27 protein-coding genes and 1 tRNA gene are annotated in these 24,070 nt (G+C 65.3%); 5 read left to right on the forward strand and 23 right to left on the reverse strand.

Features of this window, described 5'->3' with window-relative positions:
- Positions 1-114: 114 nt before the first annotated feature.
- The 14 genes from ACE37B_RS07190 to ACE37B_RS07255 all read right to left on the reverse strand — a co-directional run bounded on the left by ACE37B_RS07190 (position 115) and on the right by ACE37B_RS07255 (position 13,050).
- Positions 115-3,396, reverse strand: a complete 3,282-nt coding sequence (locus ACE37B_RS07190) for a hypothetical protein (RefSeq protein ID WP_409922593.1) — start codon at positions 3,394-3,396, stop codon at positions 115-117.
- Positions 3,393-3,791, reverse strand: a complete 399-nt coding sequence (locus ACE37B_RS07195; RefSeq protein ID WP_409922594.1) for a pilus assembly protein TadG-related protein — start codon at positions 3,789-3,791, stop codon at positions 3,393-3,395. The genes ACE37B_RS07190 and ACE37B_RS07195 overlap by 4 nt, the downstream gene beginning before the upstream one ends.
- On the reverse strand, positions 3,788-4,222 hold the full coding sequence (locus tag ACE37B_RS07200; protein WP_409922595.1) for a hypothetical protein: 435 nt from the start codon (positions 4,220-4,222) through the stop codon (positions 3,788-3,790). Before ACE37B_RS07200 ends, ACE37B_RS07195 begins: the two co-directional genes overlap by 4 nt.
- Positions 4,219-4,545, reverse strand: coding sequence for a TadE/TadG family type IV pilus assembly protein (locus ACE37B_RS07205; RefSeq protein WP_409922596.1), 327 nt, complete (start codon positions 4,543-4,545; stop codon positions 4,219-4,221). Before ACE37B_RS07205 ends, ACE37B_RS07200 begins: the two co-directional genes overlap by 4 nt.
- Before the next feature lie 104 nt (positions 4,546-4,649).
- Complete coding sequence (locus ACE37B_RS07210; protein WP_409922597.1) at positions 4,650-4,904, reverse strand: hypothetical protein; 255 nt, start codon at positions 4,902-4,904, stop codon at positions 4,650-4,652.
- 32 nt (positions 4,905-4,936) lie between these two features.
- Positions 4,937-5,839 carry a type II secretion system F family protein gene (locus ACE37B_RS07215; protein ID WP_409922598.1) on the reverse strand — a complete coding sequence of 301 codons (903 nt, stop codon included), beginning with the start codon at positions 5,837-5,839 and terminating at the stop codon, positions 4,937-4,939.
- Complete coding sequence (locus tag ACE37B_RS07220; protein ID WP_409922599.1) at positions 5,836-6,690, reverse strand: type II secretion system F family protein; 855 nt, start codon at positions 6,688-6,690, stop codon at positions 5,836-5,838. Before ACE37B_RS07220 ends, ACE37B_RS07215 begins: the two co-directional genes overlap by 4 nt.
- Positions 6,687-8,033 (reverse strand): ATPase, T2SS/T4P/T4SS family, encoded by a 1,347-nt coding sequence (locus ACE37B_RS07225; RefSeq protein ID WP_409922600.1) that lies wholly within the window; start codon positions 8,031-8,033, stop codon positions 6,687-6,689. Before ACE37B_RS07225 ends, ACE37B_RS07220 begins: the two co-directional genes overlap by 4 nt.
- A complete protein-coding gene (locus ACE37B_RS07230; protein ID WP_409922601.1) occupies positions 8,030-8,809 on the reverse strand; it encodes a hypothetical protein in 780 nt (259 codons plus the stop codon). Before ACE37B_RS07230 ends, ACE37B_RS07225 begins: the two co-directional genes overlap by 4 nt.
- Complete coding sequence (locus tag ACE37B_RS07235; RefSeq protein ID WP_409922602.1) at positions 8,806-9,447, reverse strand: hypothetical protein; 642 nt, start codon at positions 9,445-9,447, stop codon at positions 8,806-8,808. The genes ACE37B_RS07230 and ACE37B_RS07235 overlap by 4 nt, the downstream gene beginning before the upstream one ends.
- A gap of 15 nt (positions 9,448-9,462) precedes the next feature.
- On the reverse strand, positions 9,463-10,488 hold the full coding sequence (locus ACE37B_RS07240) for a hypothetical protein (RefSeq protein ID WP_409922603.1): 1,026 nt from the start codon (positions 10,486-10,488) through the stop codon (positions 9,463-9,465).
- A complete protein-coding gene (locus ACE37B_RS07245; RefSeq protein ID WP_409922604.1) occupies positions 10,479-11,288 on the reverse strand; it encodes a hypothetical protein in 810 nt (269 codons plus the stop codon). Before ACE37B_RS07245 ends, ACE37B_RS07240 begins: the two co-directional genes overlap by 10 nt.
- Positions 11,285-11,704 carry a prepilin peptidase gene (locus tag ACE37B_RS07250; protein ID WP_409922605.1) on the reverse strand — a complete coding sequence of 140 codons (420 nt, stop codon included), beginning with the start codon at positions 11,702-11,704 and terminating at the stop codon, positions 11,285-11,287. Before ACE37B_RS07250 ends, ACE37B_RS07245 begins: the two co-directional genes overlap by 4 nt.
- A 1,019-nt stretch (positions 11,705-12,723) precedes the next feature.
- Positions 12,724-13,050, reverse strand: a complete 327-nt coding sequence (locus ACE37B_RS07255; RefSeq protein WP_409922606.1) for a hypothetical protein — start codon at positions 13,048-13,050, stop codon at positions 12,724-12,726.
- A 214-nt stretch (positions 13,051-13,264) separates the two neighbouring features.
- On the opposite strand from ACE37B_RS07255, the gene ACE37B_RS07260 reads away from it, so the two are divergent.
- From ACE37B_RS07260 to ACE37B_RS07270, 3 genes are all read left to right on the forward strand, one after another.
- The gene (locus ACE37B_RS07260; protein WP_409922607.1) at positions 13,265-13,411 is read left to right on the forward strand and encodes a helix-turn-helix domain-containing protein; all 147 of its coding nucleotides are present in this window, start codon (positions 13,265-13,267) and stop codon (positions 13,409-13,411) included.
- A gap of 15 nt (positions 13,412-13,426) precedes the next feature.
- Positions 13,427-13,708 carry a hypothetical protein gene (locus ACE37B_RS07265; protein ID WP_409922608.1) on the forward strand — a complete coding sequence of 94 codons (282 nt, stop codon included), beginning with the start codon at positions 13,427-13,429 and terminating at the stop codon, positions 13,706-13,708.
- Between the two features lie 80 nt (positions 13,709-13,788).
- Positions 13,789-14,427: a hypothetical protein gene (locus ACE37B_RS07270; protein WP_409922609.1), complete on the forward strand. Its 639-nt coding sequence runs from the start codon at positions 13,789-13,791 to the stop codon at positions 14,425-14,427.
- Here the strand turns inward: ACE37B_RS07270 and ACE37B_RS07275 are convergent.
- The 8 genes from ACE37B_RS07275 to ACE37B_RS07310 form a co-directional block, all read right to left on the reverse strand.
- A complete protein-coding gene (locus ACE37B_RS07275; RefSeq protein WP_409922610.1) occupies positions 14,397-15,002 on the reverse strand; it encodes a hypothetical protein in 606 nt (201 codons plus the stop codon). The two genes, ACE37B_RS07270 and ACE37B_RS07275, sit on opposite strands and share 31 nt — an antisense overlap.
- Positions 15,003-15,418: 416 nt before the next feature.
- The gene (locus ACE37B_RS07280) at positions 15,419-16,507 is read right to left on the reverse strand and encodes a HigA family addiction module antitoxin (protein WP_409922611.1); all 1,089 of its coding nucleotides are present in this window, start codon (positions 16,505-16,507) and stop codon (positions 15,419-15,421) included.
- A 20-nt stretch (positions 16,508-16,527) separates the two neighbouring features.
- A complete protein-coding gene (locus tag ACE37B_RS07285; RefSeq protein WP_409922612.1) occupies positions 16,528-16,827 on the reverse strand; it encodes a type II toxin-antitoxin system RelE/ParE family toxin in 300 nt (99 codons plus the stop codon).
- A 66-nt stretch (positions 16,828-16,893) separates the two neighbouring features.
- Entirely contained in the window at positions 16,894-18,030 is a 1,137-nt protein-coding gene (locus ACE37B_RS07290) for a tyrosine-type recombinase/integrase (protein ID WP_409922613.1), read from the reverse strand.
- Positions 18,031-18,128: 98 nt separating this feature from the next.
- A tRNA-Leu gene (locus ACE37B_RS07295) sits at positions 18,129-18,214 on the reverse strand.
- 32 nt (positions 18,215-18,246) lie between these two features.
- Positions 18,247-18,594, reverse strand: a complete 348-nt coding sequence (locus ACE37B_RS07300; RefSeq protein WP_409922614.1) for a hypothetical protein — start codon at positions 18,592-18,594, stop codon at positions 18,247-18,249.
- Between the two features lie 97 nt (positions 18,595-18,691).
- The gene (locus ACE37B_RS07305; protein WP_409922615.1) at positions 18,692-19,348 is read right to left on the reverse strand and encodes a hypothetical protein; all 657 of its coding nucleotides are present in this window, start codon (positions 19,346-19,348) and stop codon (positions 18,692-18,694) included.
- Positions 19,349-19,360: 12 nt separating this feature from the next.
- On the reverse strand, positions 19,361-20,002 hold the full coding sequence (locus ACE37B_RS07310; protein ID WP_409922616.1) for a LytR C-terminal domain-containing protein: 642 nt from the start codon (positions 20,000-20,002) through the stop codon (positions 19,361-19,363).
- 73 nt (positions 20,003-20,075) lie between these two features.
- Between ACE37B_RS07310 and ACE37B_RS07315 the strand changes: the two genes are divergently transcribed.
- Positions 20,076-21,095, forward strand: a complete 1,020-nt coding sequence (locus tag ACE37B_RS07315) for a PD-(D/E)XK nuclease family protein (RefSeq protein WP_409922617.1) — start codon at positions 20,076-20,078, stop codon at positions 21,093-21,095.
- A 160-nt stretch (positions 21,096-21,255) separates the two neighbouring features.
- A complete protein-coding gene (locus tag ACE37B_RS07320) occupies positions 21,256-22,227 on the forward strand; it encodes a GDP-L-fucose synthase family protein (protein WP_409922618.1) in 972 nt (323 codons plus the stop codon).
- Between the two features lie 66 nt (positions 22,228-22,293).
- On the opposite strand, the gene ACE37B_RS07325 is transcribed toward ACE37B_RS07320, so the two are convergent.
- A complete protein-coding gene (locus tag ACE37B_RS07325; RefSeq protein ID WP_409922619.1) occupies positions 22,294-24,063 on the reverse strand; it encodes an SLC13 family permease in 1,770 nt (589 codons plus the stop codon).
- Positions 24,064-24,070 lie beyond the last annotated feature (7 nt).

A 24,070-nucleotide genomic window follows, 5' to 3' on the forward strand; every position in this document is an offset into this window, starting at 1 on the left:
CGCCGACCGTATCGAGCAGACAACCGATCGACGGACCAGCTTCTACGCACTTGGGCCATCGCTGTCAGAGCCCCGAGGATGAGATCTGGCTTCGCCACTGCGGCGAAAACGAGTTCAGCTCTCGGCGAGTGCGTCGTGAGTGTTGACGTAATCCATGAAGCGCTTCTTGGCGGCCATGACGGATTCGGCGAGTTCGGGGCTACCTGTGGCGTCGGCGTAGTGCTGTTCGACGCTGCGCATGGGGAGTTCGACCATGGGGTCGTCGATGACGCCAGCCGCAACGCTGGTGGCCTCGAGGACGAGAGCGATGTCGTCGGCTTCCATGGCGAGTTCCATGACTCGTCCGGCGTACTCGACGACGCCGCTCTGCATCCGGCTGGTGACGCCTTCGGGGCCGGGCCAGCGGAACCCGGTTCGGACCCGGAATAGTGGTCCGCGCATGAGGGCGAGGCCGTCGCGGAGAACGGTGAGTGCGTCGCCTGAACCGAGATCGAGTGACGCCTCGTAGCGGTGGCGGAGGAGGTCGTAGTCCGTGAGCACGAGCGGGCTGAGGGTCATGCAGCCGTTGGAGTAGCGACCCGGGGATGCTTTGGAAAGCAAGTCGGTGCCGTCGGGTCCGACGCCGAGCGCTCGCCGCAGCCCCGACACTCGATTGCCGGCGGTGCGGTCGCTGATGTCGTCGCCGATGTTCGTCTGGACGAGATCTTTGGTGATCGTCGACCGGTCTCGCAGGCAGGTGAACAACGCCAGCATCTCGGTGTCTTGGGAGCTGAATGTTCGATCGCCGGCTTCGACTTCGACGGTGCCCATCACCTTGACGAGCACTTCGTACGGTGGCGGCTCGTACACGTCGATCTCGACGTCGTCAGCACCTTCGTCGACGATCCACGAATCATCCGTGTCGTCGTGGCTACCACCTCCAGCGGGCTCGCTCTTCGTCTCATCCTTCGAAACCTCGGCGGTTGTCGAGTTGACGGGGATGGGTTCGGTCTCCGCATGAGCTGCGTGATCGAGAGTCACGGCGACTTGCGCTGCGGCTTCGAGCGAAACGTTCGGCGGGCGAAGCGCCACCTTTCCCCAGCGGCCGCGTTCGCCGTCGAGATCGATTCGTTCGATCGCTTCGGGGTGGTCGCCAACCAGCACGGCGACGTTGCCGGTTGACGGTTGGCAGAGCGGCATGAGGTCGTCGAGAAGCTCTCGTTCGTCAAGGCTGAGCGACGCGATGTCGATGACAAAGACCTGCGGATCGTGTTCACCGTCGTCATCGTCGAGTGCCGCTCGTGATGAGGTCATCGAGGTCGCTCCTGCTCCGCTGTGGAGTTCGAGCATTTGGCGGGCAACGCTGACGGCTCGTTGGATAGTGGTGTTCGTCCAGACGCGGTCGCACAGCTCGGAGCCGTCGACGTGGAGGCCGACGAGGCAGACGTCCATCGGGACGCCGAGTCCGTGGGCGGCAAGTTCGAGAGTGATGGATCGCGCCAGTCCGAGGGCAGCATCGCGATCCCCGACGAGAGCGATGCGGGCCGCTGTTTCGAGATCGAGCAGCACCTCGTCGCCGTCCTCGTCGTCGCGCACCCCGATCGTGGCGAGTGCGGGTGTGACGAGTTGGCGTGAAGTTTCGACGGGCGGATCGTCGTCAAGAGCGTGAGTCCAGGATTGACCGCCGTCGACCGTGGTCCATCCCGCGGGCGGCATTGGGGCGGCACGGGTGAAGAGAATCTCGAGCCGGTTGTCGCCGAGTTGGACGGCGCGGACGGGTGGTGGTTCGACGAACTCGCGTGCGTAGGGCGTGAACTGTCGAAGGAGATGGCGAAGTGTGGAGAGTCGGTTGCCATGCTCGCGCTGGTTCAGGGCGAGTTCGGTTCCGGCCGCTACGGCAGGTGGCGCGACGATTCGTTCGCCCATCGGAACGTTGGCCATTCGTCGGCGTCGATGGCGTCGGATGGTTTCGGCGAGACCGGCGGTGAGCAGGACACCAGCAGCGATGTGCGGCCAGATCGATCGTGCTTCGTTCGAGAACGGGCTCGCCTCGTCGGCGTCGATTCGGTCCGCCGGTTCGCGGGTGTCCATCGGGACGGAGGTGACGCTCGGCGTTGCGGCAGCGTCCGCCAGCTCGGGACGATCTGCTTCGCCGCCGTCGGCCACCGTGGTTGACGGCGGCTGAGGGCCCAGAGTTGTCGCCGGTGTTGGAGAGGTCTCGGCGTTGACTCCCGGCGTGTCTCGCGGTGTGTGGTCAGCCGATGGAGACGTCGATTCGGTTTCGTCGGCGGCCGACGGTGGCGTGGGCGGAGGCAGTGGAGCGTCCGGAGCGGTGCCCGTGTCGGATGCGGCCGGAATCGTCAGGCTCCAGCCAGGGAGGATGAGGTTGGGGTCGTCGAAGGCGAGGCCGTCGGACATGGTGCGGTGTGCGTTGGCCGCCCAGATCTCTGGCCAACGGTCCTTGTCGCCGAGCCTGCTCTCAGCGATCGAGGAGAGCGACTCGCCTTGTAGGACGGTGTGGCCCGTTGCCGGGGCAGCGACGTTCGCGTCGTTGTCGAGTGCGAAGACCCATCCTGGGTGGATCACGTAGGTGTCGTTGTCGAAGAGAACGCCGGGTGCGACTTCTTGGCCGATGAGTCGTTGGCGGAGTTCGTGGTGGAGTGATCCGTCGCCGAGAAGTGCTTCTGCGACGTTCCACATGCCGTCGTTCGGTTGAACGACGTATTCAACGACGCCCTCGACCTGGGATGCCTGGGATTCGGACGCGTGGGTGATCGGGACGGTGATGAGCATTCCGTCCGGGAAGACACCGCCGCTCCACTCCGATGATCGGTTCATGGCGACGATGTCGTCGCGGAGGCTCTCGTCGCCGAGGTCGTATGCGACCGACAGAGGGGTGAGGCGTCCGTTGGACACAATCGTGGTGGTCGATGGTTCGCTCGGAACGGACTGCGTCGGGTCCACTGGGGCGGAGGCGGGTGGGGTAAGCGGTGTGGCAAGACTGGAGAGCGTGGGTGATGTTGCAACCGCTGCACTCGACCAGGTCGACACGGTCGCTGCGGTAGTGACCGAGCCCAGGAGCGCGAATCGGATGAGCCGGTCGAGTCGTCCGGATCCGCTGGTCTCGATCGGGACCCGCGATGTCTTTGGTTGGAGCCGACGGCTGCGGAGGATCGCGAGGACTTGGGTGGCGATGGATGCGACCAGCCAGATCCAGACCAGAACGAACAGCGCTGCGGCCAGTCGCATCACGGAGTCGTTCGAGAATTGTCCGTTGCGACTCTCGGCACGCAGCACATCCCATGCCGGCCACGGTCGACCGATCAATCGGGCGACGAGTGCCGGTGGAACCGCGACCATGACAAGCAGCGCGACGATCGCTCCTGCACGCAGCAGTGTGTGGCGGAGTGTGTTCATGAGTACTCCAGTCGGGCGCGTCCCTCGGCGGTCGCGATGATCGTGGACGCGCCGCCGAATCGGATGAAGGTGGTGGGTCGTCGTTCAGTGATCGTGACGACCACGGTGTCGCGCGATGGGAACGACACTGCGACGTCGGATGCCGACACACCCGCGGATTCCGCCCGGCTGATCGCTGCTTGGCGCGCCTCGGCTTCTCTGAGCCCTTCGCTCGGTGAGCCTGTTTCCACCGCGGCCCTCGCAGCAGCCTCGGCCGTGTTCGAGGCGTGGCGCTCGGCGGCGAGATAGCGGGATCCGTCGAAGATCAGGCCGCCGCCTGCGATGGCGATCACGACCAACAGCATGAGCCCGACCGACGCCGACCCTCGATCGCGACGTTGAACTTGATCGTTCATCGTCGGAACCTTTCGATGACTTGGCTGTCGCTGACGGTCACGGTGCGCACTCCGGGCGACCAGACACCCGTCAGCGTCTGATTCGAGACGGTGCACGAAACGGTGACGGTGACCGTTCCGCCTTGCCAGGTGCCCAGTTCGGATGGTGCCCAGGTCGTCGCTGCCGAGGGGTCGCCGAGGCAACGCTCGGGGAGCCCCGACCGGCGGACGGCTTCCGACGCGGCGACGCTCGCTTCGGTCGCATTCGGTGCAAGCGACGCGGCTCGTGCAGCGTCCTGCGCTGAGTTGGTGACTTGGAGTCCGGCAGCTGAGAGACGGCCCAGGTAGCCGAGGAAGGTGATCGCTACCAGCGCGGCGATGCCGAGGTAGACGACTTCGACCGCGGAGACGAAGCCTGCATCGCGGTGGCGGGGCGGGTGGGTCGTGGTCATCGTTCCCTCGGGGCCGACTCGGTGACGGTTGCTCGGAATCCGGCGTTGTCGAAGAGGACGCCGGGCGTCGTTCCGGAGATCGTGACGGTGATGATCCCGCCCGCTTCTGAGCACGTCACTGCCACGCCCGATGCCCAGCTGCCGGCACGCCGCTCCAGCAGTCCCTGTGCCGTCGAGGTACCGGCGGCGCAGGTTCCGTCGAACGCCGCGGCAACCCGCGCTCCTTCGGATGCGGCTTCGTCGAAGATGTTGCGCGAGTGCCAGAAGCTGACCGTCTCGACGATCAGCAGCACGAGTGCAATCATCGCAACGGCGCCAAACATGATCTCGAGGCCCCCGTCGATCGCCCCTCGGTCGCCACGGCAACGGCGCGCGCGAACGGCGACCGGCCCGCCGTTCGTTTGATCGCTCCGCATCGCCGTTCCGATCAGGGGGCGGGGGCGACCGGGTCGGGGACGCCGCTCTGTGCGTCGTTGAAGACCCCGATGATGAACACGCCCGCGGCGATCGCGACTGCGACTGCAACAGCGAGATAGATCAACTTCGAGGGCGAGTCCTCGACGCCGGACTCGTCGCGACAGTGCGCCCACAGTCGTCGGACGACGTCGTCTCCCGCCAAGTAGATGGAGGTCAGCCAGACGGAGGTCGCCGTGGTCGTGACACTGGGTCGGGTGGTACTCATTGTTGGTGCTCCTTCTGTATTGGTTGTCAGGGTCAGGTGAAGGCCTGCGAGATCTGTTGCATGATCGGGAACGCGAGGAACAGCACCATCCCGAAGACCATGCCCATGGTCGGGATGGAGAGGTTCGAGTTGGCCTTGTCGGCCCGGTCCTTGAGGTCGGCGAGTTGCTTGTCCCGCAGCGATTTGGCCTCCGTACGGATCGTCGTGGCGACCGAGACACCGACATTGGCCTGTCGCTGGAGTGAGGTGGTCAGTCCGCGCAACTCGGGCAAGTCGTAGGTGTCAGCCATTCCGTTGAGAGCGTCCCAGACCGAGATCCCCATTGGCTGCGCGGTCGAGATCGTCTCGCGCAGCAACTCGAACCCGTCGCCTTCCCCGGCGTCGGCGGCGAACGCGATCGCGTCCTCGACGGAGCGGTTGGTGGTCAGTGCGACAGCGAGCAGCTGAACGAAGTCGTTGACGACACGGCGCAGGCCTCGTTGACGACGTGTCGCCCGCGTCCGGACATCGGCGACGACGCGCCAGCCGAACATCACCGACGCGCACACGACGAGCAGCCAGAGCAGCGGCGATGAGCCGACGACTCCGGCGGACATCAGCGCGAGGGCGACCATGCCGGTTGCGAACAGTGCGACCAGCGTTGAGGTGACGACCTGCCCAACGACGAACGGCACCGTGAAGCCGGCAAGGCGGAGTGACTTGCCGAGCCGTTCCTCGATGAGACGACCGAGCGGACCACCGGCGAGCGCGACGCCGATACGTCGAACGAGGCCAGGCTGCTGGTCGACGCGTTCGCTGGCGAGTCGGGCGGTCGGATTCATGCGCGCTTGCATCGACCGCAGCGTCAGGCGCGGCCCGAGGAACGCTCGACGTAGCGCGTAGACCGCAGCAATGCCGAGCAGCCCACACACGAGGGCGGTGGTCCACGGGCTCACGACGCGACTCCGTCTGGGATGCGAAGCCGATAGCGGGTCCCGAGGTCGTAGCGAGTGAGTCGACGGAGCCAGACCAGACACGTCCCCCACAACCCGCACGGAATGAGCAACCAGATCTGTCCCGCCACCGTCCGGTACGGCGACATCAGGTCCGAGGCGAAGATCGTGAGACCGGCGACGAACAGAATCGTGAGCGTGACGAGTCGACGCATCGCTCGTTGGAACACGCGTCGCGTGCGGTCGATCTCATCGCGTGCTCGCATCTCGTCCCGCGCCGCGGAGGCGAGTTCGTCGAGCGTGTCGTACAGGCGGCCGCCACCCGCCGCGCCGCCAACCACGAGCACGATCGCAGCCACCGCGGCATCACAGGTCGGGTGTTCCACGTCGTCGGCGAACGCTGCCAACGCCTCAGGCAGCCGGACGCCCTGCCGCCGTCGCAGGACGAAATGCTCCATCGGCGAGCGCAGCACTCCAGTCGTGTCCTCGGCAACCAACTCCACCGCCTTCTCGATCGCGACGCTGGAGCGCCGGACGATGTCGCGCAGATCTTCGAGCCACTGAGCAATCGCTTCGATCTTTTCCCGTTCGGCTTTCGCGTCGTCGGCGACGAACAGCCAGCGCCACGACATCACGAAGACCCCGATCGCAAGAGAACCGGTCGGCCACCTCGTCAGCAGCATCACGACGGACCCGGCAGCGATCGCACCGACGAGGTCGCGCTGAGCTGCGTGCGAGAGAGCCGGCCGAGTCGGCCGCGTTCGTTTCGGGGTGTCGTTGAACGCCAGGTACAAGGCGCCGACGCCCGCCATGCTCAGCAAACCCGCAAGCAATGCGACGAGGAGCGGGTTCATCGTCCGCTCCCGGTGTCGAGAGGCTTGTAGGTGTCGTCGGGCCGGGTCCACCAGTCCCGCGTGAAGCCAGGCCGGCGCCGCTGCAACTGGCGCAGCATCGCCGCTTGCGGTTCGTTCAACGCCCGGGCCCGGGGGTCTGGTGCACCGTCGACCTCACCGAAGATTCGATGCAAAACGTAGCGCTCCCCGGCGTTCTCGACCGAGGGCGCCACGATCTCAGAGACGTAGCGGCCTTCGTCGTTGGACCCATCGAGGGAGACGACGATGTCGACCGCCCGGTACACCTGCGTCTTCACGTCACGGGCATGCTGACCCGAGTCCGAAGCGATGAGGTTGACGAGGTTGTCGAGCGCGTCCTCGGCGTCCCCGCCGTGGACGGTTCCCATGGCTCCCTGCCCGGTCTGCATCGCTCGTATCAGCGGGGCGCCTTCGCCGCCGCGGACCTCGCCGACGATGATCCAATGGGCCCGTGTCCGCATCGCCGGTCGCATCGCCTCGGCGGGCGTGTACCCCTTGGAGTCGATCGTCGTCGGCAAGCGCTCCTGGTATGCGATGACATAAGGGTGCTTGCCCATCTGCAGGAGGTTCAGCTCGAAGTCGGACTCGATCGTCGTGATCACGTTCGACGGATCGATCTCCCATGCCGCAGCGCGCAGCCACGTCGTCTTCCCCGACCCCATCGGCCCCACGAACAGAATCCCCAAACCGGCCGCAACTCCGGCGCGCAGAAATTCGACGATCGCAGCATCGCCCGCACCGCGGTCGTAGAGCACGTCAAATGACGCGCCGAAGATCGCTGCTCGTCGGATGGCGATGTAGGGCCGCTGCACCGGATCGAACCCGCCAGCGTGGAATCGCACGCCGGGCTCGAGTTCGAAGTCGACTTCGTGGTTCTCGATGTTGAACGGTCGGCCGTGCTGAACGGCAACGTCGTACACGATGCGCTCCAAGTCGCGGTCACGACTCACCAGGGGCGCTGACTCGGTGATCGTCCCGTCGAGTTCCTCCACCCTCACGTTCGCGGAGCCGAACACCAAGATGTCGGTGACGTTCGGGTTCCGCAGCGAGCTCATCAGCTTCGGGATCGTGAACAGTCCTGCGATGATCCGCTCGATGATGTCGGTCTCCTCGCGCTCGCTCAGCGGGGCGAGTCGGGCCTCGCGGCGCTCCGCCGCCACTTCGGCAAGCACCTCGCGTTCCAACACCAGCCGCGAGCGTTCCTCACGCAACTGCGTCTCCTCGGTGGTCTCGTCACGCGACTTGATCGGGAGCCGATGCCCGTGGTCGCGACGAATCTGCTGCGCCAGCAATTCCAGCTCCTCGTTCAACAACGACGCACTCACGACGACACTCCGACCGCTCCGTGCCGATCGACCGTCAACGACGAGAACGTCGCAGTGACGGCTCGCGGAAGTGCGAATCGTCGAATGGCTCGGTGGTCGAGACTTCCGCCCCGATGGAGGTGATCGATCACCTTCGGTTCCCACGGCCACCAACCAGCAAAACGGCCACCCAACTCAGCAGCAACGTCCGACGTGAACCGAGCGCCGGTCGCCACAGGTGCATCAACGACCAAGAGCCGAGACGTGTCGAGCGACAGCCCTTGAACGCCCGGCGCTGACTGTCCCTTCGCATCCATCCACGCAACGGTCGAGGTGAGCGATCCCGGCTCCGGTGAGGTCACCATCATCAACACGTCGGCCATCTCAACGATCGGCCAGGTCGGCACTCCCCCGCCACGCAGCGAACCGACATCCACCACGACGACCCCGTCGAGGCGACGGAGTCCCTCGACCCATGGCTGACGCGGCGACGCAACGGTCGCCCATGCCTGGAACGAATCCCACGCCCCGGTCACCACGCTCACGTCCCCGAGTCGCCGAGCAGCACCCTCCAACTCGCGACGCAGTGGTTCGCCGGACGAATGAAACGCGACCCGCTCCAACCCAGCCAACCCGCCCGCAAGTTCATCGGCTCGGCTCGCGAGCACTGCCCCCGCTGGATCGGCTTCGATGAGCCAAGCTTGCTCACCCGTTGCAGCAGCGCCCGCCGCTAGGAGTAGCGCAGAGGTCGACGCCCCGATCCCGCGCCACGATCCGACAGCGATCAACGTCGTCATTCGCCGACTCCCAACGGGGTCACAACCATCACCAGCTCGTCCAAGCCGGCCCACGTACCGACACGTGCCGCGTCCGCGTCCGCCACTGCAAGCGTCACGGATGCTTCGAGCGTCTCCGAGATCGACACCGACACGACACGCACCGGAACCGACGCCGGATCACCTGCGCCGCGTTCCAAGGTCGACACCGCGAAACCTCCGTCACCGCGCTCGATCTCCGACGGATACCGCCCCGCTCGCAAGACGACTCCCACGAGTTGCTCACCCTCGATCACCTCTGGCTCGCCCGTCACCATTGACGGCCCGAGGATGTCTCCCGGCACCAGATCAGCGACTGCCACAGCACCAACGAGCAGGTCCCGCTGCGACTCCAGATAGATACGCCCGAACCCCGCGTCCGACGAGATCGACACACTCCCGATCGCCGAGTCCGGAATCTCCTCACCGGCCGCTACCGGCTCAGTCACAGCGAGTACTTGCGTGCGATCCGATGCGTTCGACACTGCCCACATCACGAGCAGAACCACGACGAGAAACATCGCAAGCGCCGCCAACAACCACGACGTCTTCACTTTCGGTCGCGGCGGCGACGGTCGTCGGGGCTGCTGCGCTCGTGGAGTCGTCAGCGTGCTGGTCATGATCGGCATGTCCTTTCAGTCATTGACGTTCACCGCCACCAACTCGCCCACCCGGAACGTCGTCGGTTCGGATTCCCACACGTAGTCCGGCTGCGGCTCCACAGCCCCCGACGCCCAGAACGTCACGGCGAACGTCTGGCGAGCAGTGATCGTCACCTCACCCGGGCCAGGCGGCGTCCACTCACAGGGCTGCCCACTCCCCGGCTCGGCGAAGTCCGCCAAACCAGCCGGCCGATACGGGAACTCCAAGCCAGCGTCCCTCGGCAGATCGTCCTCGGAATCGACGCACGGGATCGTGCCCGAGAACGGGTCTGTCGGGCGTTCCGGGTCAGGAACGAACTCGACGACGAAGTCGAGCGATGTCGGCACCGTGATCAGGTACAGCTCCCACCCGCGGTAGTACTGCACGTTCGAACGCTGCGTCCGCCATGCCGATCCGTTGACCGCCAGCCACGCCGGCGAGCGAACCACGAGACCGCCCCACTCGCCGACCACCTTGTTCTCGTACACGACGAGCGGATCGAGCTGCAGACCGTTGTAGAGATCGGTGATCTGACCACGAGGATCGAGCATCGGATCCGTCGCTGCGACCTCGATGAACCCCTTGAAGTTCGCCGAATAGAACGTGTCGACGCAATACACCGAGAACGTGCGCGTCACCTCGTCCAGCGACGGCCCCGTCGGATCGAACGCCTCCAGATCGATCGGCAGATCGATCACCACAGCGATGCCCTCGATGAAGATCCACTTGGTTGACCGGACGGGGCGCTGATCCTCGACGATGTCCAGCGTCGCGGGATCATCCCCTTCAGCGACCCCCTCGCACTCCGCTGCAGCGCCGCCGCCGTGCGAGCGGAACGTCGACCCACTCGGAATCGACGTGTACACCCCGATCCCACCCGACGAATTGCGAATGTGCACCTGCCTCGACCCGGGAATCAGGGGCGGGCCTCCGCCGCCATCGTCCGGCCCGGCGAGCGCGAGCGATCCAGTGAGCATCCCGGCCATCAGACCGACGACGACCGAGAGCGCTACGCGCACGCCCGCTCATCTCTAGTGAGCCGGTCGACGATCCATCGCCCGTCAACTCTGACGAGGGAAGCGATCTGCGGGAACTCCTTGACGCCCGGCTCCTGTCCATCTGCCAGCGCACCATCTGCGTCGACGAACACAGTCCCGTCGAACTGACAGTCAAAGATGAATGCCTCGGTGTCGGAGCGAGGGTCGGCGATGACCACCGGGCGAAGCACGATGCCGTCGCTCAGGTCCAGATGACGACCCGCTTCGCTCTGAGGCCGCAAGATGTTCTCGGCGAGGAGCTGGCCACCGTCGAGAACCGCCGCTTCAAGTCGCGCGCTCGGCTCTGGTTCGAGCGGTTCCTGAGATGCCTGTTCGTGGTAGGCCGCCTGTGCTTCGGCATATGCAGCGAGGATCTCCGCGTCCTCGGCGAGTGGCGGAACGACGTTCGGATCGTCTGGATCGGCTTCGGACGGGATGAACACCCAGACGCCATCGAGTAGTTCGACAATCTCACCAGGACCGTCGACACCCGGCACCGAGTCGACTCTCGGTCCATCGATTGCGGACGCCACACCGTCGGTCGTCTGGGGCTGCGTATCGACGACCTCGGTGGTCGTTGTCTCGACTGCTGTGGAGGTCGTCGACGTCGGTTCCGGAGTCGGTTCGTCATCGGTCGAGGAGGGCGTTGAGACCTCTCCGGACGTCACCGCGCCAGAAGTCGCCGGAGGCGGAGCGGTGATCTCAGGCTCAGACGACGAGCTTCCGGTGCACGCTGCTGCGGCGACCGTCAAGACGGCGAGGATGATCGAGTGCTTCTTCACGTCGAGATGACTCCTTGATCAATCGCCCAGCTCGCTGCGATCAGTGCAGCAACGGTTCCGACCATCAGGCACGGAGCGAAGGGGCGAGGTCTGGGATGGATGATGCGGACGATGAGCGCCATGGCCAGCGCTACGAGACAGGACAGCAAGGCGGCCGGCCACCACACGACGCCCACCAGCGCGCCGGACGCAGCGGCGAACTTCACGTCGCCGAACCCGAGCGATCGTGGATCGGTCAGGTGGATGAGTAGGAATGGACTTGCTCCGATCGCGGCTCCCAGCCACACGCCGCGAATCTCGCCATGTGCTGCGCCTGCGATCGCAGCCGCAACCCATCCGGCGACAACGCACCAGTTCGGAATGCGAAGGGTCCGCAAATCGATGACCGCGGCGTAGACGAGCACAGCCAGTCCCACTCCAAGACCAACGACTGCCGGCGCCCCGACGCCAGCAGCTGAAGCCTGTGCTAGCCCGAGCAGCGTTGCCACCGACGCGCCAGCGACGAACGTCGGAACCGAGTGGGATGCAATCGATGCCGATGTGCTTGCTGACCGCGATAGGCGGCGCATGGCGATCAGCGAATTGGTGCTGTTGCCGTTGATCTCAACAAAGCCTCTCGATCGGTACAGCGCCAACGCAAGCGTGTTGGCTCGGTCGACCCTGACCACCAAGTCCACCTCTTCCGCAGCGACCGTCCGGACAATGTCGTCGATCAGTCGACCGCCGGCTCCCTGGCCGCCCGGCCACGATGAGACGTTCGTCAGCTCAATCGACGGGCACGCAAGTCGTCGCCATCGGAGTCCGAGCATCAGCTTCCGAACGCACTCAACCCCGACCACCAGAGCGGCAACAGTCGCCGCACCCACCACAACCGTACGAACCGCAGGCGAGGCTGCACTGTTCGAGACGAGCGAGTTCAGTAGCCCGGGAAGCAACACAGCGACCACGCTCACAAGGGCGTTAGCAGCCGATCCGAGCCGGCCGGGCACTGTCGACATCGAGGCCACAGCGCCGTCCCCGACGACCAGTCGATCCGAGCAGCACAACGATGCGACCGAGCGTCGCCGAGATTGCCCAAACGCCTGCGCGTGAATCACCGACGCCACCCGCACTGCATCGAGCCGCCACCGAGTCACACTCGGCGCGAAGTCCGCCGTCCGTGGCTGGCGGACCAGCGGAGCGATTCCCACGTCCATCCCGAAGGCGCCGTCGGGCCGTACGGCACCAGATCCCCCGGTCTCATCCGACCGAGTTCCCAACAGGTGCCCGCGACCTCCAAGAGTCGCCATATGTGAAAGGTATAACGAAGGAACATAGAACGCAAGGGGGATAAGTCCCCGCGCTGGCTCTTGGGCGTGCTGCACATCTACAACAGCCCCCAGCGCCCGAGAATCGTTACAACAAACCCGTCAACGACTTCGCCGTCGCAGCAGGATCAACTGGCGTGAGCTGGCTTCAGCAACCGGACCGGCCGCGCTCGGCCGTCACGCTCAGTCGTGATCAACTTCGCATCGATCAGGACGGTCCGATACGTGTTCCACGACGCTCGGTTCAGCTCGAACACCGGGATGAACTCCTTTGCCAACATCGGCACCAGACCGTCCGGTTCTGCCATGCGCGCCAATCCGGCGTACACGTAGAAGGCGCGCGCCCGTACCGTCGCCGGGGTCTCGGCGAGCGCATCGATCTGCTCCCAAGCCCTCGCAAGGTCGATCGAATCGACAATTGATGTGCGGTCGGAGGGACCGCTGGCTGCCTTCATTCCGCTCGCGACCGTAGTCCCGCGGCCCGCCGTGGCCAAGAGCCTCAGCCCATGGTCGTTGTAACGAACGAGCCGTCCTGGGGGCTGTTGAAGCTACAAGGCCGTCCGGCCCCGACGAACGGAGCACCACGTGAGGAAGCAAGTCCGAGTCCCTCGACCAGCTGCGACAACGCGCCACCAGATTGCGCCGAAGCCCAAATCAAGAACTCTCACCGTGACCGAGGCCGCCACGATCCTCGGCATCTCGAGGACCACCGCCTACGAGTGCGTGAACAACGGCTCGATCCCCTCGATCCGACTCGGCGGCCGCATCGTGATCCCCCGCGCCACCTTTGACGAGTTGCTACAAGGTTCCACGTGATTATATAATTTGCTGATGGAACGGGAAGCACGGGAACGCCTTGGCATGCGTTTGACCTCGGTGAACTGGCTTGAGAGCGTCGACCGTTACCTCGACCATCTCGTCGAAACCGTGCCCAGCGAGCACAGGCGCACGAGTCGAACGCGTTTGTTGGCCGCTCTCGTCACTACGACTCCGGCAGATGCAGGCCACCTCAGCCAGCTGCTCGAACAATTCGAAGCGACCAATCTCACCGAGCTTCCAACGAGCCAGCGTCCCCACCCGCGGCTGGGCCGTCCGTCCGTGAGCGGACGATGACTACTCGGGATCGACGGCCCCATTGGGACGCGACGACCGATTCGAGTAAGGATCGTCGTGATGCTTCCCAGGACAAGGACATGACGCTCGTCGATGCGGGGCCTCGTCTGGACCCTGCTCATGCGTGGCTCGCACAACGGTCCGCATCGCCGGTGGTTCGCATCTCGATCGATGGTCAGCCGCTGCTCGCAGTCGTCGACGTCCAGGCCGAGGAACACGCTCGCCGACAGGAGGCGCGCATCGGCGCGGTCACATCAAAAGGCCTCCTCTGCGGCCTGTGGCTCTTGCCCACGGGAGCACCGGTCAGCAGCGATCAACTCCCAGCCAGCAAGATCGACCGGTTTCAGCAAAGCCGTGGGGTCGTCGAAGAATCGCTCGGCGGATGGACTCGCCGCTACTCCCCTGCCGGCGTCGTGCGGGCGCTCGCAGTAGTTCAACGATCGGCGAAGCCGGCCCTCCGAGTGGCTGCCGGCTTGCCTCCCATCTTCGAGCGATGGGTATTCGCCGACGACGGGTTGAAACGTCCGTCGGCGGACCTGTTGGCGCAGGCGGCGATGTCGGGAGTTGGGCTCACCCGAACAAGTCTCGGCCCTACGAAATCCATCATCGAGGCGTCACCTGCGGTGATCGGCTCTCCTGGTGTGTACCGATGGTGGATCGGTGAGGTCGCTTACGCCGCGTGGCTCGCTCAGACCCCGAGCACCCAATTGTCGAGCTGACTGCCGCGCTTCGGACCGCGCATTCCGGGCAGGTCATAGCGATCCGAAGCCTTCTCGCATCGTTCGATGAACTCCAGCATCCGATCTGTTGGATCGGCGTCGAGCACTCCGTTGGCCACACTCGCGAGTGCATGCAGGTTGTGCGGTGTCACCTCGTGCTTGAGGTCCGGGTCAAAGAGCCGGCCAAGTGCTCGTCCGCCGCAGCACGGTAGGTCGCAGACGAGCCAGGACGGGTCGACGAGCGACCAACCTGCGATCGTGTTGATCGTGAACCAATCTAGGAATTCCGGCAGGAAGACTCTCGGCGAGTAGTCGTTGCGCTTGCCTCCGCCCGAGCCGCCGCCGATCGGCACCAGATGCCGATGGGAGCTGATCAGTCCGATGGACGCATGACGAGCGCCGTTTGCGGCCAGCCCGACACCGCCGTGGTCTGTTCGCAGGAACGACACGTCGGTCGTTGCTGCAATGAGATGGCGCAGCGCTTCGAGAACTGCGAGGTCTGCAAGCGGATCTGCACGATGCGCGACCAACAGCGTGAGAGGCCGGCCGACACTGGCGAGCACGTCTACGACCATGGCTGGCTCGTTCTTGAACCAACGATGATCAATTGCTAGAAGCGGGTCGACATCGACCTCGTTTGCGAGACACGATTCTGCGGCTACTGCGCGGGTCAAGGTCGAAGAGTCGTCCTTGTCAAAGGGAATCCATCGTCCTGGCGTGAGCAGGCTCGACGCTCCGGCTTCCAGCTGGTCCTTTCGCCACGAGGTTGGGTCGATATCGCCCGGAGTGTGGCGGTAGCCCTCTCGGTCGAAGAGGGCGGCCACGTCCATCCCCTTCGATCTCCATGATCGCACCTTCGCCGGCCCATCGGGTCCGCGAAGGGTGAGCCCGTGAGCGAGGTCGTTTGCCAGTGAGGCGACTCCGAAGTCTCCGGGTGTCAGGTAGAACGAGAAACTCTCGGAATCGAATCTCGGCGGGGGTGAAGAGAAGGTCATTTCGGCCACTTCGTTTCCGCGTCGATGTACGGCCGCACTTTCCGAAGGTGATTCCGAAACTGCGTGGGACGCAATTTGCCATCCCGCATCAGCCGTCCGATCACCATGGAGACCGGAACGTCAACCGTTCTTGCGTAGCGCGAAATGTTCGCCGAGGTAGCCGGGGCCGGTGCGACAAAACCGCCCGGGAAAATCCACTCCCCTGCCAGCTCGTTGGCCTGAACCTCGTTGCTATCGGTACCAGCGTTGTCTAGGTCGTCGATCATGTACGGGTTCTCGGTCGTGACGTGGCCGAGGACGAGGTGTGCAATCTCGTGCAGGATGGTGAACACCAGGATGTCAAAACGGTTGTAGCGGCCGGTCACTCCGATGACCGGCGTTCCATTGGTCGACAGCATTGCGACCCCGTCGAACTTCCCACCCTTCAGCCCGGGCTCCACGACGAGTACCACACCACATTCCGCCAGCCAGTCCCGAAGCTGCCCAAGCTCGTTGGGACCCGGCAGCAGTCGACGGCACAGCGATGCGCCGAGCGCTCGCAGCTTCTCGATATCGAGCACAGCAACCTGGGCACATCGTCGGTCTGCGACGTGTCGGACGAACATTAGCCATGCGAGCTGTTGGGCACTGAGCGCCTCCGTTGCGTTGACTCGTCGAGCGGCGAAGGCAAGACCTGGGTTGAGATCGTCGCCATAGAGCGATTTCATGTCGGCCTCCAAGACATCCAGGTCATCTGTGTCAGAGATCCATTGACGCCGGCGCATTTCGGCGACCGGTCCCACCGAGCGGAGTCGGGAGCGTCTTTCAACTGGCGTCAGATCTGGTGCCCCTTCCCGCGCCTGGGCCAGGCTGTAGTTCGCCTGCAGATTGAGCCACAGCTCCGCGGACGTGTCGAGTGCGGCGCCGATCGCCATTGCAGTGTCGGCAGTGACTGCCTTCTTTGCGTTGAGGATCTCGGACACTGCCTGGAGTGGCCGGTCGATGATCTGGGCGAACTCGGTTTCCGTCCAGCCGCGCTCTTCGAGTTCGTCACGCAGGATCTCGCCCGGGGAGAATGCCTCGGCCGGCGTGTAGGTGGTTGCCATATCGATGTCTCCTTCCTTGCTCAGTGGTAGTCGTCGATTTTGAGGACTGCGGTTACAGGTTGACCTGCGGACTCTCGGAACTCGAGGATGAGCCTCCACTGCTTGTTCAGTCTGATCGAGTGCTTTCCCTTGAGGTCTCCGCTCAGCTTTTCCAAGTGCAGAGACTTCATCATGCGGAGGTCACGTTGGTCCTGTGCGTTGAGGATGATGGTGACCTTCTTGCGGTACGAACGGACCAGGTCTCTGCCGTAGCGCGGATGCACAAAAAGGGGGTCGACGAAGAGCTTCTCAAGATCGTCATCGTCGAACTCCATCCTCATGATTCAGTACCTTCACCTTAAGTGTGAAGACTAGCCAACACAAGCGCGAATTCCACTGGCGTGATTTCAGTCGAACATCATCGACTCGACGGTTGCCGCAGCGTCGCGGGAGATGCCGGGCGTGACGTGGGAGTAGAGGTCGAGGGTGATGGCGATGGTTGAGTGTCCGAGGCGTTCGGAGACGACCTTCGGGTGGACGCCGGCTTTGAGTGAGAGCGTGGCGTTCGTGTGGCGGAGGTCGTGGAGTCGGATCCGGGGCACGTCGGCTTTCTCGACGAGCTTGTCGAAGTGGCGTGAGAACCAGTCAGGGTTCACCGGGCCGCCGGTGAGGTTGCGGAACACGAGGTCGTTGTCGGTGTCCCATGCCGGGCCAGCGGCGAGCCGCTCCTCTGCTTGGAGTTGTCGCTGCTGACGAAGCGCCCGAATCGTGGCGTCGTGCACGTACACCGTTCGTCGGCTGCCGGCTGTCTTCGGTTGACCGACCACAACCTTGCTGTCGACGGTTGAGACGGTCTGGACGATGGCGATCTGCGCTGAGTCGAAGTCGATGTCGCCCCACCGCAAACCGAGCGCCTCACCACGACGCATCCCCGTCGTTGCGAGGATCGTGAAAGCGTTGCGCATCCTCGACTCCTTGGCGACCTGGGAGAATGTCTTGAGCTGATCGGACGACCACGTTGACATCTCAGGCCGCTGGACGGTTGGCCCTCGGGCTGCCGCTGCTGCGTTCCGATGAACGAGGCCAAGCCGTTCCGCGTCGGCGAGTGCCTTGCGCAACACGACGTGTGTGTTCTTGACCGTCTTCGGCGACAGGCCCTTCCCGTTGCGCTGACCGTGGTCGAGGAGTTCGGCGTAGAACTTCTCGATCTGCAACGGGGTGAGCGCCTGGAGCTTGTACTTGCCGAGGTGTCGCTTCAGTCGCTTGCCGGCCATCACGTAGCTGTGGTGGCTCGACGGCCGAAGTCGCGCTTCCTGCCCGATGAGCCATTCGTCGAGGAAGTCGTCGAGTCGCATGTTCGAGTTCGCGACGACCGTTCCGTCGAGCACGGTCTTCTGTGCCTCGGCGAGCGCCGCTTCTGCCTCGCGTTTGGTTCGGAATCCTTGTTTGAGCGACTGCCGTCGTTTGCCGGTCTCGGGGTGGAAACCGGTGTCGACCTTGAACGCCCAGCCACCGCTGCGCTTGAAGACAGAACCACGTGCCATGGGCCGACTCTAGACCAGTCTGTGCACATTCTGTGAACATCGAGCCTGTTTGCTTGCAGTATCAATCAAATAGAAATCACATAACACCAGTGTGTGAGTGCCCGGGGCGGGATTTGAACCCGCACAGATCCAAGGATCTAGGGGGGTTTAAGCCCCCCGCGTCTGCCAGTTTCGCCACCCGGGCGGTGACGTTGCAGGTTACGCCTCGGGAATGAATCAGGCAGCCCCGCGGACCGAGATCTCCGAGCCGCGCTCCGTCGACGCCGAGGCAACGACTGTCCAGAGTTCGGTTCGGACTCGGTCGGCGTCGGGCGAGGCCAGCTCATTGACCACCACCACCCCTTCGATCATGTCGGCGAGCACAGCCTCTCTGGGGCGGCCCTTCACACGGACCGACACCACCGCTCCCCCGCCGTCGACGGCGTCCCGGCGCCGGATCGTACGGTCGACACCGACGAGCCGCGGTGGGCAGCGATAGCTCGGCCCGACGAGGCCCCGCCGCACCGCGGCTCGCGTCAGACGACGGGCAGCGTTGGCGAAATCGACGGTCGAGGCGAACTCCATGTCGACATCATGCGCGCGCCCCTGTCACAGAGTTGATCGGGGTGGGCCGGTGTCAGCGCTCGGACGCCGCCCCGCCCGGCGTCGTCAGCCGACGACATCATCCGTCAGAGGCGTCGGTCTCCACGTCGGCATCTCCAGCCGGCTCGGGGGGCTCGGGCAATGGACTGCCGCCCAGGTACACGATCACCTTGGCATCCAGCACGCCCGACACCGGCGGCGCATCATCGAACAGCTGGATCTCGACGTCGCCGGGAGCGAACCCCAGGTCTGCGGCAACGACCTCGGCCTCGCCGATGAAGCTCTCGTCGAGTGCATACAGCACCGTGTCCTGCACGAGCACCGCTCCACCCAGGCCCCGCACGAACCCGTAGCCACGGTCACGCAACGACTGCACCACCGGATCGAGCCGCTCCCCGGCGGTCGATCCGTTGACGACGACGACCGCGACGAAGAAGCGCTCGATCGGTACCTCCGTCGACGCTGGCACGGTCGACGCTGGCACGGTCGACGCTGGCACGGACGTCGTGCTGGTCGTCGCCAGCAGCGTGGTGGTCGTCGACGTCGTGGTGGTGGTGGTGGTCGTCGTCGACGTCGTCGCCGGCACGGTCGCAGTCGTGGTCGTCGTCGTGCTGGTCGGTGTCGTGCTGGTCGACGTCGACGCGGCGTCGTCGGACGTCTCCAGGATCACGAGCGTGGCGACCAGACCGAGGGCGATGATCCCGAGGATCAGGTTGAGCACCGTGGTGCGACTCATGACGGCGACTGCTCAGAGTTCCGGGAGCGGAGCGAGGAGGAGATCGACCACGTCTCGACCCAGATACACGACGAGTAGTTCGTCGTTCACGCTACCGACGTCAGGCATCTCGTCGAGAGGCAACACTTGCGTCAGTCCGATTCCCATGTCGCCCGCGAGCCGTTCACCGAACGGCACCAATTCCGCTGCGACGTAGACCGCCGAGAGGTCGACGAACTCCGACGCATCACCCCGGCGGATCTGGTCGTACCCGAGTTCGGAGAGCCGGTCGCCAGTCACTCCGGCAACGCCGGCGATGTTCGCCCCGTTCGCGACGAAGATCGGGAACACCGAGCGATCGGCCAACGGCACCGTCGTGGTCGGGGTGGGGTTCGTGGTCGTGGGGTTCGTGGTCGTGGGGTTCGTGACCGGTTCGGTCGGGGTGCTCGTCGTCGCTGCCTCGTCTGCGGGTTCCGGCTCAGCGACGGGCTCCGTGTCAGGCACGTCCGTTGCGGGCGCGGAGCCGTCGTTCTCGAGATCATCGTTCCCGGTGTCGACGGTCGCCGACTCGATGACCGGCTGTGCCGACGACGGCTCGGAGCCACTGGCAATGGCCACACCCGCGCCGACGCTCGCCGCAGCGAGGACCAGATACACGACCAAGGGCGACTGCATGACGCCGCGAGGTTACCGAGTCGGCACACGCCTTCGGATGACCCCGAGAGGTGATCTCGCTACAGTCGTCGCCATGGCCGACCGACCAGCAGGCCCACCCGGTCGCGGGTCATTCCTCAGCGCCGACGACCGCGCGATCGACGCCGACCGAGACCCCACGCCGACAGGCTTCGACGCGCTCAATCCCGTACAGCGGCGCACGCTCGACGTCCTGCGCCGCACGGGCGAGCCGATGGTGTTCGACGCCGATCTGATCGCAACGTTGCGCAGCGAGATGCACGAGGCCGTCGACCAATTGGCCTCGCGCCTCGACGACCGCACCGCACGCGACGGGTTGTGGATCAGCAAGCACAAGATCGCGTCTGCGCTCGACTGCGAAGCCCACCATCTCGTCCCCGACGACTTCGCGTGGACCCCGGCGAACGCGAAGGGCACCATCGCCCACCGAGCGATCCAGCTGATGCTGACCTGGCGCGGCGATCCGACGCCCACCGACCTCGTCGACGAAGCAATGGCCCGGCTCGCACACGAGGAACGCGGCATCGGGCAATGGATCGACTCGCTGTCTCCAGGCGACGACGCCGACGTCCGCGGTCAGACGATCGAGCGGGTGACGCAGTTCGCGGAAGGATTCCCGCCGCTGTCGAAGAAGTGGCATCCGATGACCGAATCCCCGGTCCGTTGGCCCAACAGCGGACCGATCGTCTTGTCGGGCAAGGTCGACCTCGTGTTCGGACGTCCGGTGGGCAGCGAGAGCCGCAAGGTCATCATCGACCTCAAGACCGGTCGCCAGCGGGCGCAACACCGCCAAGACCTCGGGTTCTATGCGCTCCTCGAGACGCTCGCTCGAGAAGTCCCGCCGCGCAAGGTGGCGACCTTCTACCTCGACTCCAGCGAAGCCCACGCGGAGGACGTCAGCGAGCGCTTGCTGCGTTCGGCCGTCCGACGCACGCTCGACGGCATCAACGCGATCATCGAACTCGAAACCGAAGGCCGTCCGCCGGTCAAGCGACCGGGATCCAGCTGCCGATGGTGCCCCCTCGCTCCCACCTGCGACGAAGGCCAAGCCTTCCTGCACGCGGGCGACGGCTGACGATACGCCCCCCAACGCCCGCCGACCAACGCCTGGGGTCAGACCCCAGGTGTTGACCGGCAGGTGTTCAACGCCTGGGGTCTGACCCCAGGTGTTGGTCGGGGTTGGGCGTGGGGGGGGTTGGGCGAGGGTGTCGGGCGGGCGAGATAGCGTGATCGTCATGTCGTCGAGCACACCGATTCCCCGCGAGGCGCGAGTGTTCGTGGCGGGCCATCGCGGGCTCGTCGGCTCGGCGATCATGCGCCGATTGGCGGCCGACGGGTTCGCCAACGTCCTCACGGCGACGCGCGACGAACTCGACCTGCGGAACCAGTTGGAGGTCTCGCACTGGTTCGAGGCAAATCGTCCCGACTACGTGTTCCTCGTCGCCGGCACCGTCGGCGGGATCATGGCCAACAGCACCCGGCCAGCGGAGTTCATCTACGACAACATGATGATCCACGGCACCGTCGTGCACGCCGCCCACGAAACCGACGTGACGAAGCTGCTCTACCTCGGCTCGTCGTGCATCTACCCCCGCCACGCCCGCCAGCCGATCACCGAAGAACAGCTCCTCGACGGGCCGCTCGAGCCGACCAACGAGGCGTACGCCATCGCGAAGATCGCCGGCATCAAGGTGTGCCAGGCATACCGGCGCCAGTACGGCCGCGACTTCATCTCGGCGATGCCGACCAACCTGTACGGCCCCAACGACAACTTCGACCTCACCTCGAGCCACGTCCTCCCGGCACTGATGCGCAAGTTTCACGACGCAAAGGTCGAGGGCCGCGCCGAGGTGACCGTGTGGGGAACCGGATCACCGATGCGCGAGTTCCTCCACGTCGACGATCTCGCCGACGCCTGCCTCTACCTGATGGATCACTACAGCGACGACACGCACATCAACGTCGGCACCGGTATCGACCTGCCGATTCGTGATCTCGCCGAGAAGATCCGCGACGTCGTCCATCCGGAAGCCGAGCTCGTCTTCGACGCGACCAAGCCCGACGGGATGCCACGCAAGGTGCTCGACGTGTCGAAGCTGCGCAACCTCGGTTGGAGCCCGTCGATCGAACTCGACGCAGGGATCAAAGCGACCTACGACTGGTTCCTCGAACAGCACGATTCCGCCGACGGCCTCCGCGGCGTCTGAACTTCGTCGCACAGCGATCGAACGATCCGCGCAGCCGACACGATCCGCACGAACGGAGCGATCCGCTCAGCCGAAGGCGGACGGGATGATCAGCGCGGCGGTCACCAGCGTCGACACGGTGAGCGGCGCACCGACTCGAGCGAAGTCGCCGAATCGATAGCCGCCGAGGCCGAACACCATCAGGTTCGTCTGATAGCCGACGGGCGACAGGAACGAACACGACGCCCCGATCAACACAGCGACCGCCAACATCTGCGGCGGCGCACCCACGTCGACCCCCACCGACAACGCAACCGGCATCATCAACGCGGCCGCCGCGGTGTTGGTCAGCAGTTCGGTGAGCACGAGCGTCGCGAGCATCACCGCCACCACGATGCCGACGTCACCGAGGCCGAGCGACGAGACCCGTTCGACCACCGATGCAATATCGGCCGCCAAGCCACTCGCCGCGATCGCGCCGCCGAGGCTGATCGCCACCGCCATGGTCAGCACGACGTCGAGGTTGATCGCTCGCCACGCCTCGCGCATCGTGAGCGCGCCGCCCGCCACGACCACGACCGCCGCCGCCGCCGCCGCTTCGAACAAGGGCACGAGACCGGTCGCGGCAGCGAGCACGAGGCCGACGAACGCAGCCACGACAAGCCAGGATCGTTGCCGACGCGGGAGCGAGGGACCATCGTGCGCGGCGACGAGCGAGAAGTCGGCGTCGCTACGCCACTGCTGGCCGAACCGTTCGTCACCGAGCACGAGTAACACGTCGCCGCCGCGCAACGCAATCCGACCCAACTGACCACCGAGGGGGGCGTCAGAGCGATGGATGGCGATCACCGCGCCCCCGTATCGACTCCGGAAATCAGCCGACCGCAACGACGCGCCGACCAACCGCGAGCCCGGCGCGACCACCGCCTCGTACACGAGCGTGCCGGGGCCTTCCGCGTCGAGGAGGTGCTTGCGCTCGACGCTGACGAGGCCGTCGACGTCGTGCAGATCGATCACGTCGCCCGCGTCGCCGACGAAGCAGCAGACGTCACCCGCTTCGAGCATCGTGTCGGGCGACGCCGGGAGTGAGATCACCCGGCCGCTGGCGGTCGAGCGCTCGATCATCGCCAGGAAGACCCCGTCGAGTGATCGAAGGCCCGACTCGGCGATGCTCGAACCAGCAAGCGGCCCATCTGGATCGACCCGAGCCGCCATCTGAAATTCGCGCGCCCGGCGCGTCAGATCACGCGAGCCCGTCGAACGCTCCGGCAGCAGTCGAGCCCCGAGCGTCGACAAGACCAAGACGCCGATGACCGCGACGGGGAGGCCGACGACGGTGATCTCCAACACCTCGAGCGGTTCGGCTCCCGACTGCTCGAGCAGGTCGGACACGACCAGGTTCGTCGAGGTACCGATCAGCGTCACGACGCCACCGAGAATGCTGGCAAACGACAGCGGCAACAGATAGCGCGACGCACTGGCGCCATTGCGCTGCGACCACCGGACCACACGCGGCGCAAACATCGCGACGAGCGGCGTGTTCGGCACCACCGACGACAGCCCAGCCGTCGTCGCCGTGAGCGCGAACAACGACCCTCCTCGGTCGAGCAGCCGATCGACGATCGACGCGAACGTCCCCGTCGCGGTCGCCGCCCCGGCGATCACGTACAGCGCGGCGATGGTCGCGGGGGCCGGACTCGACAGCCCGCTCAATGCCGTGTCGGACTCGATCACGCCCCCGAAGAGCAGCGCCCCGACCGCACCGGCGAGCACGAGCACCGGCTGGAAGCGGTCGAGCACGAGCACGACCGCGGCGACAGCGAGGACCGCCAGCGCAACGATCGAATCCGTCGTCATCTCATCG

The sequence above is a fragment of the Ilumatobacter sp. genome (assembly GCF_046290335.1).
Taxonomy (GTDB): Bacteria; Actinomycetota; Acidimicrobiia; order Acidimicrobiales; family Ilumatobacteraceae; genus Ilumatobacter_A.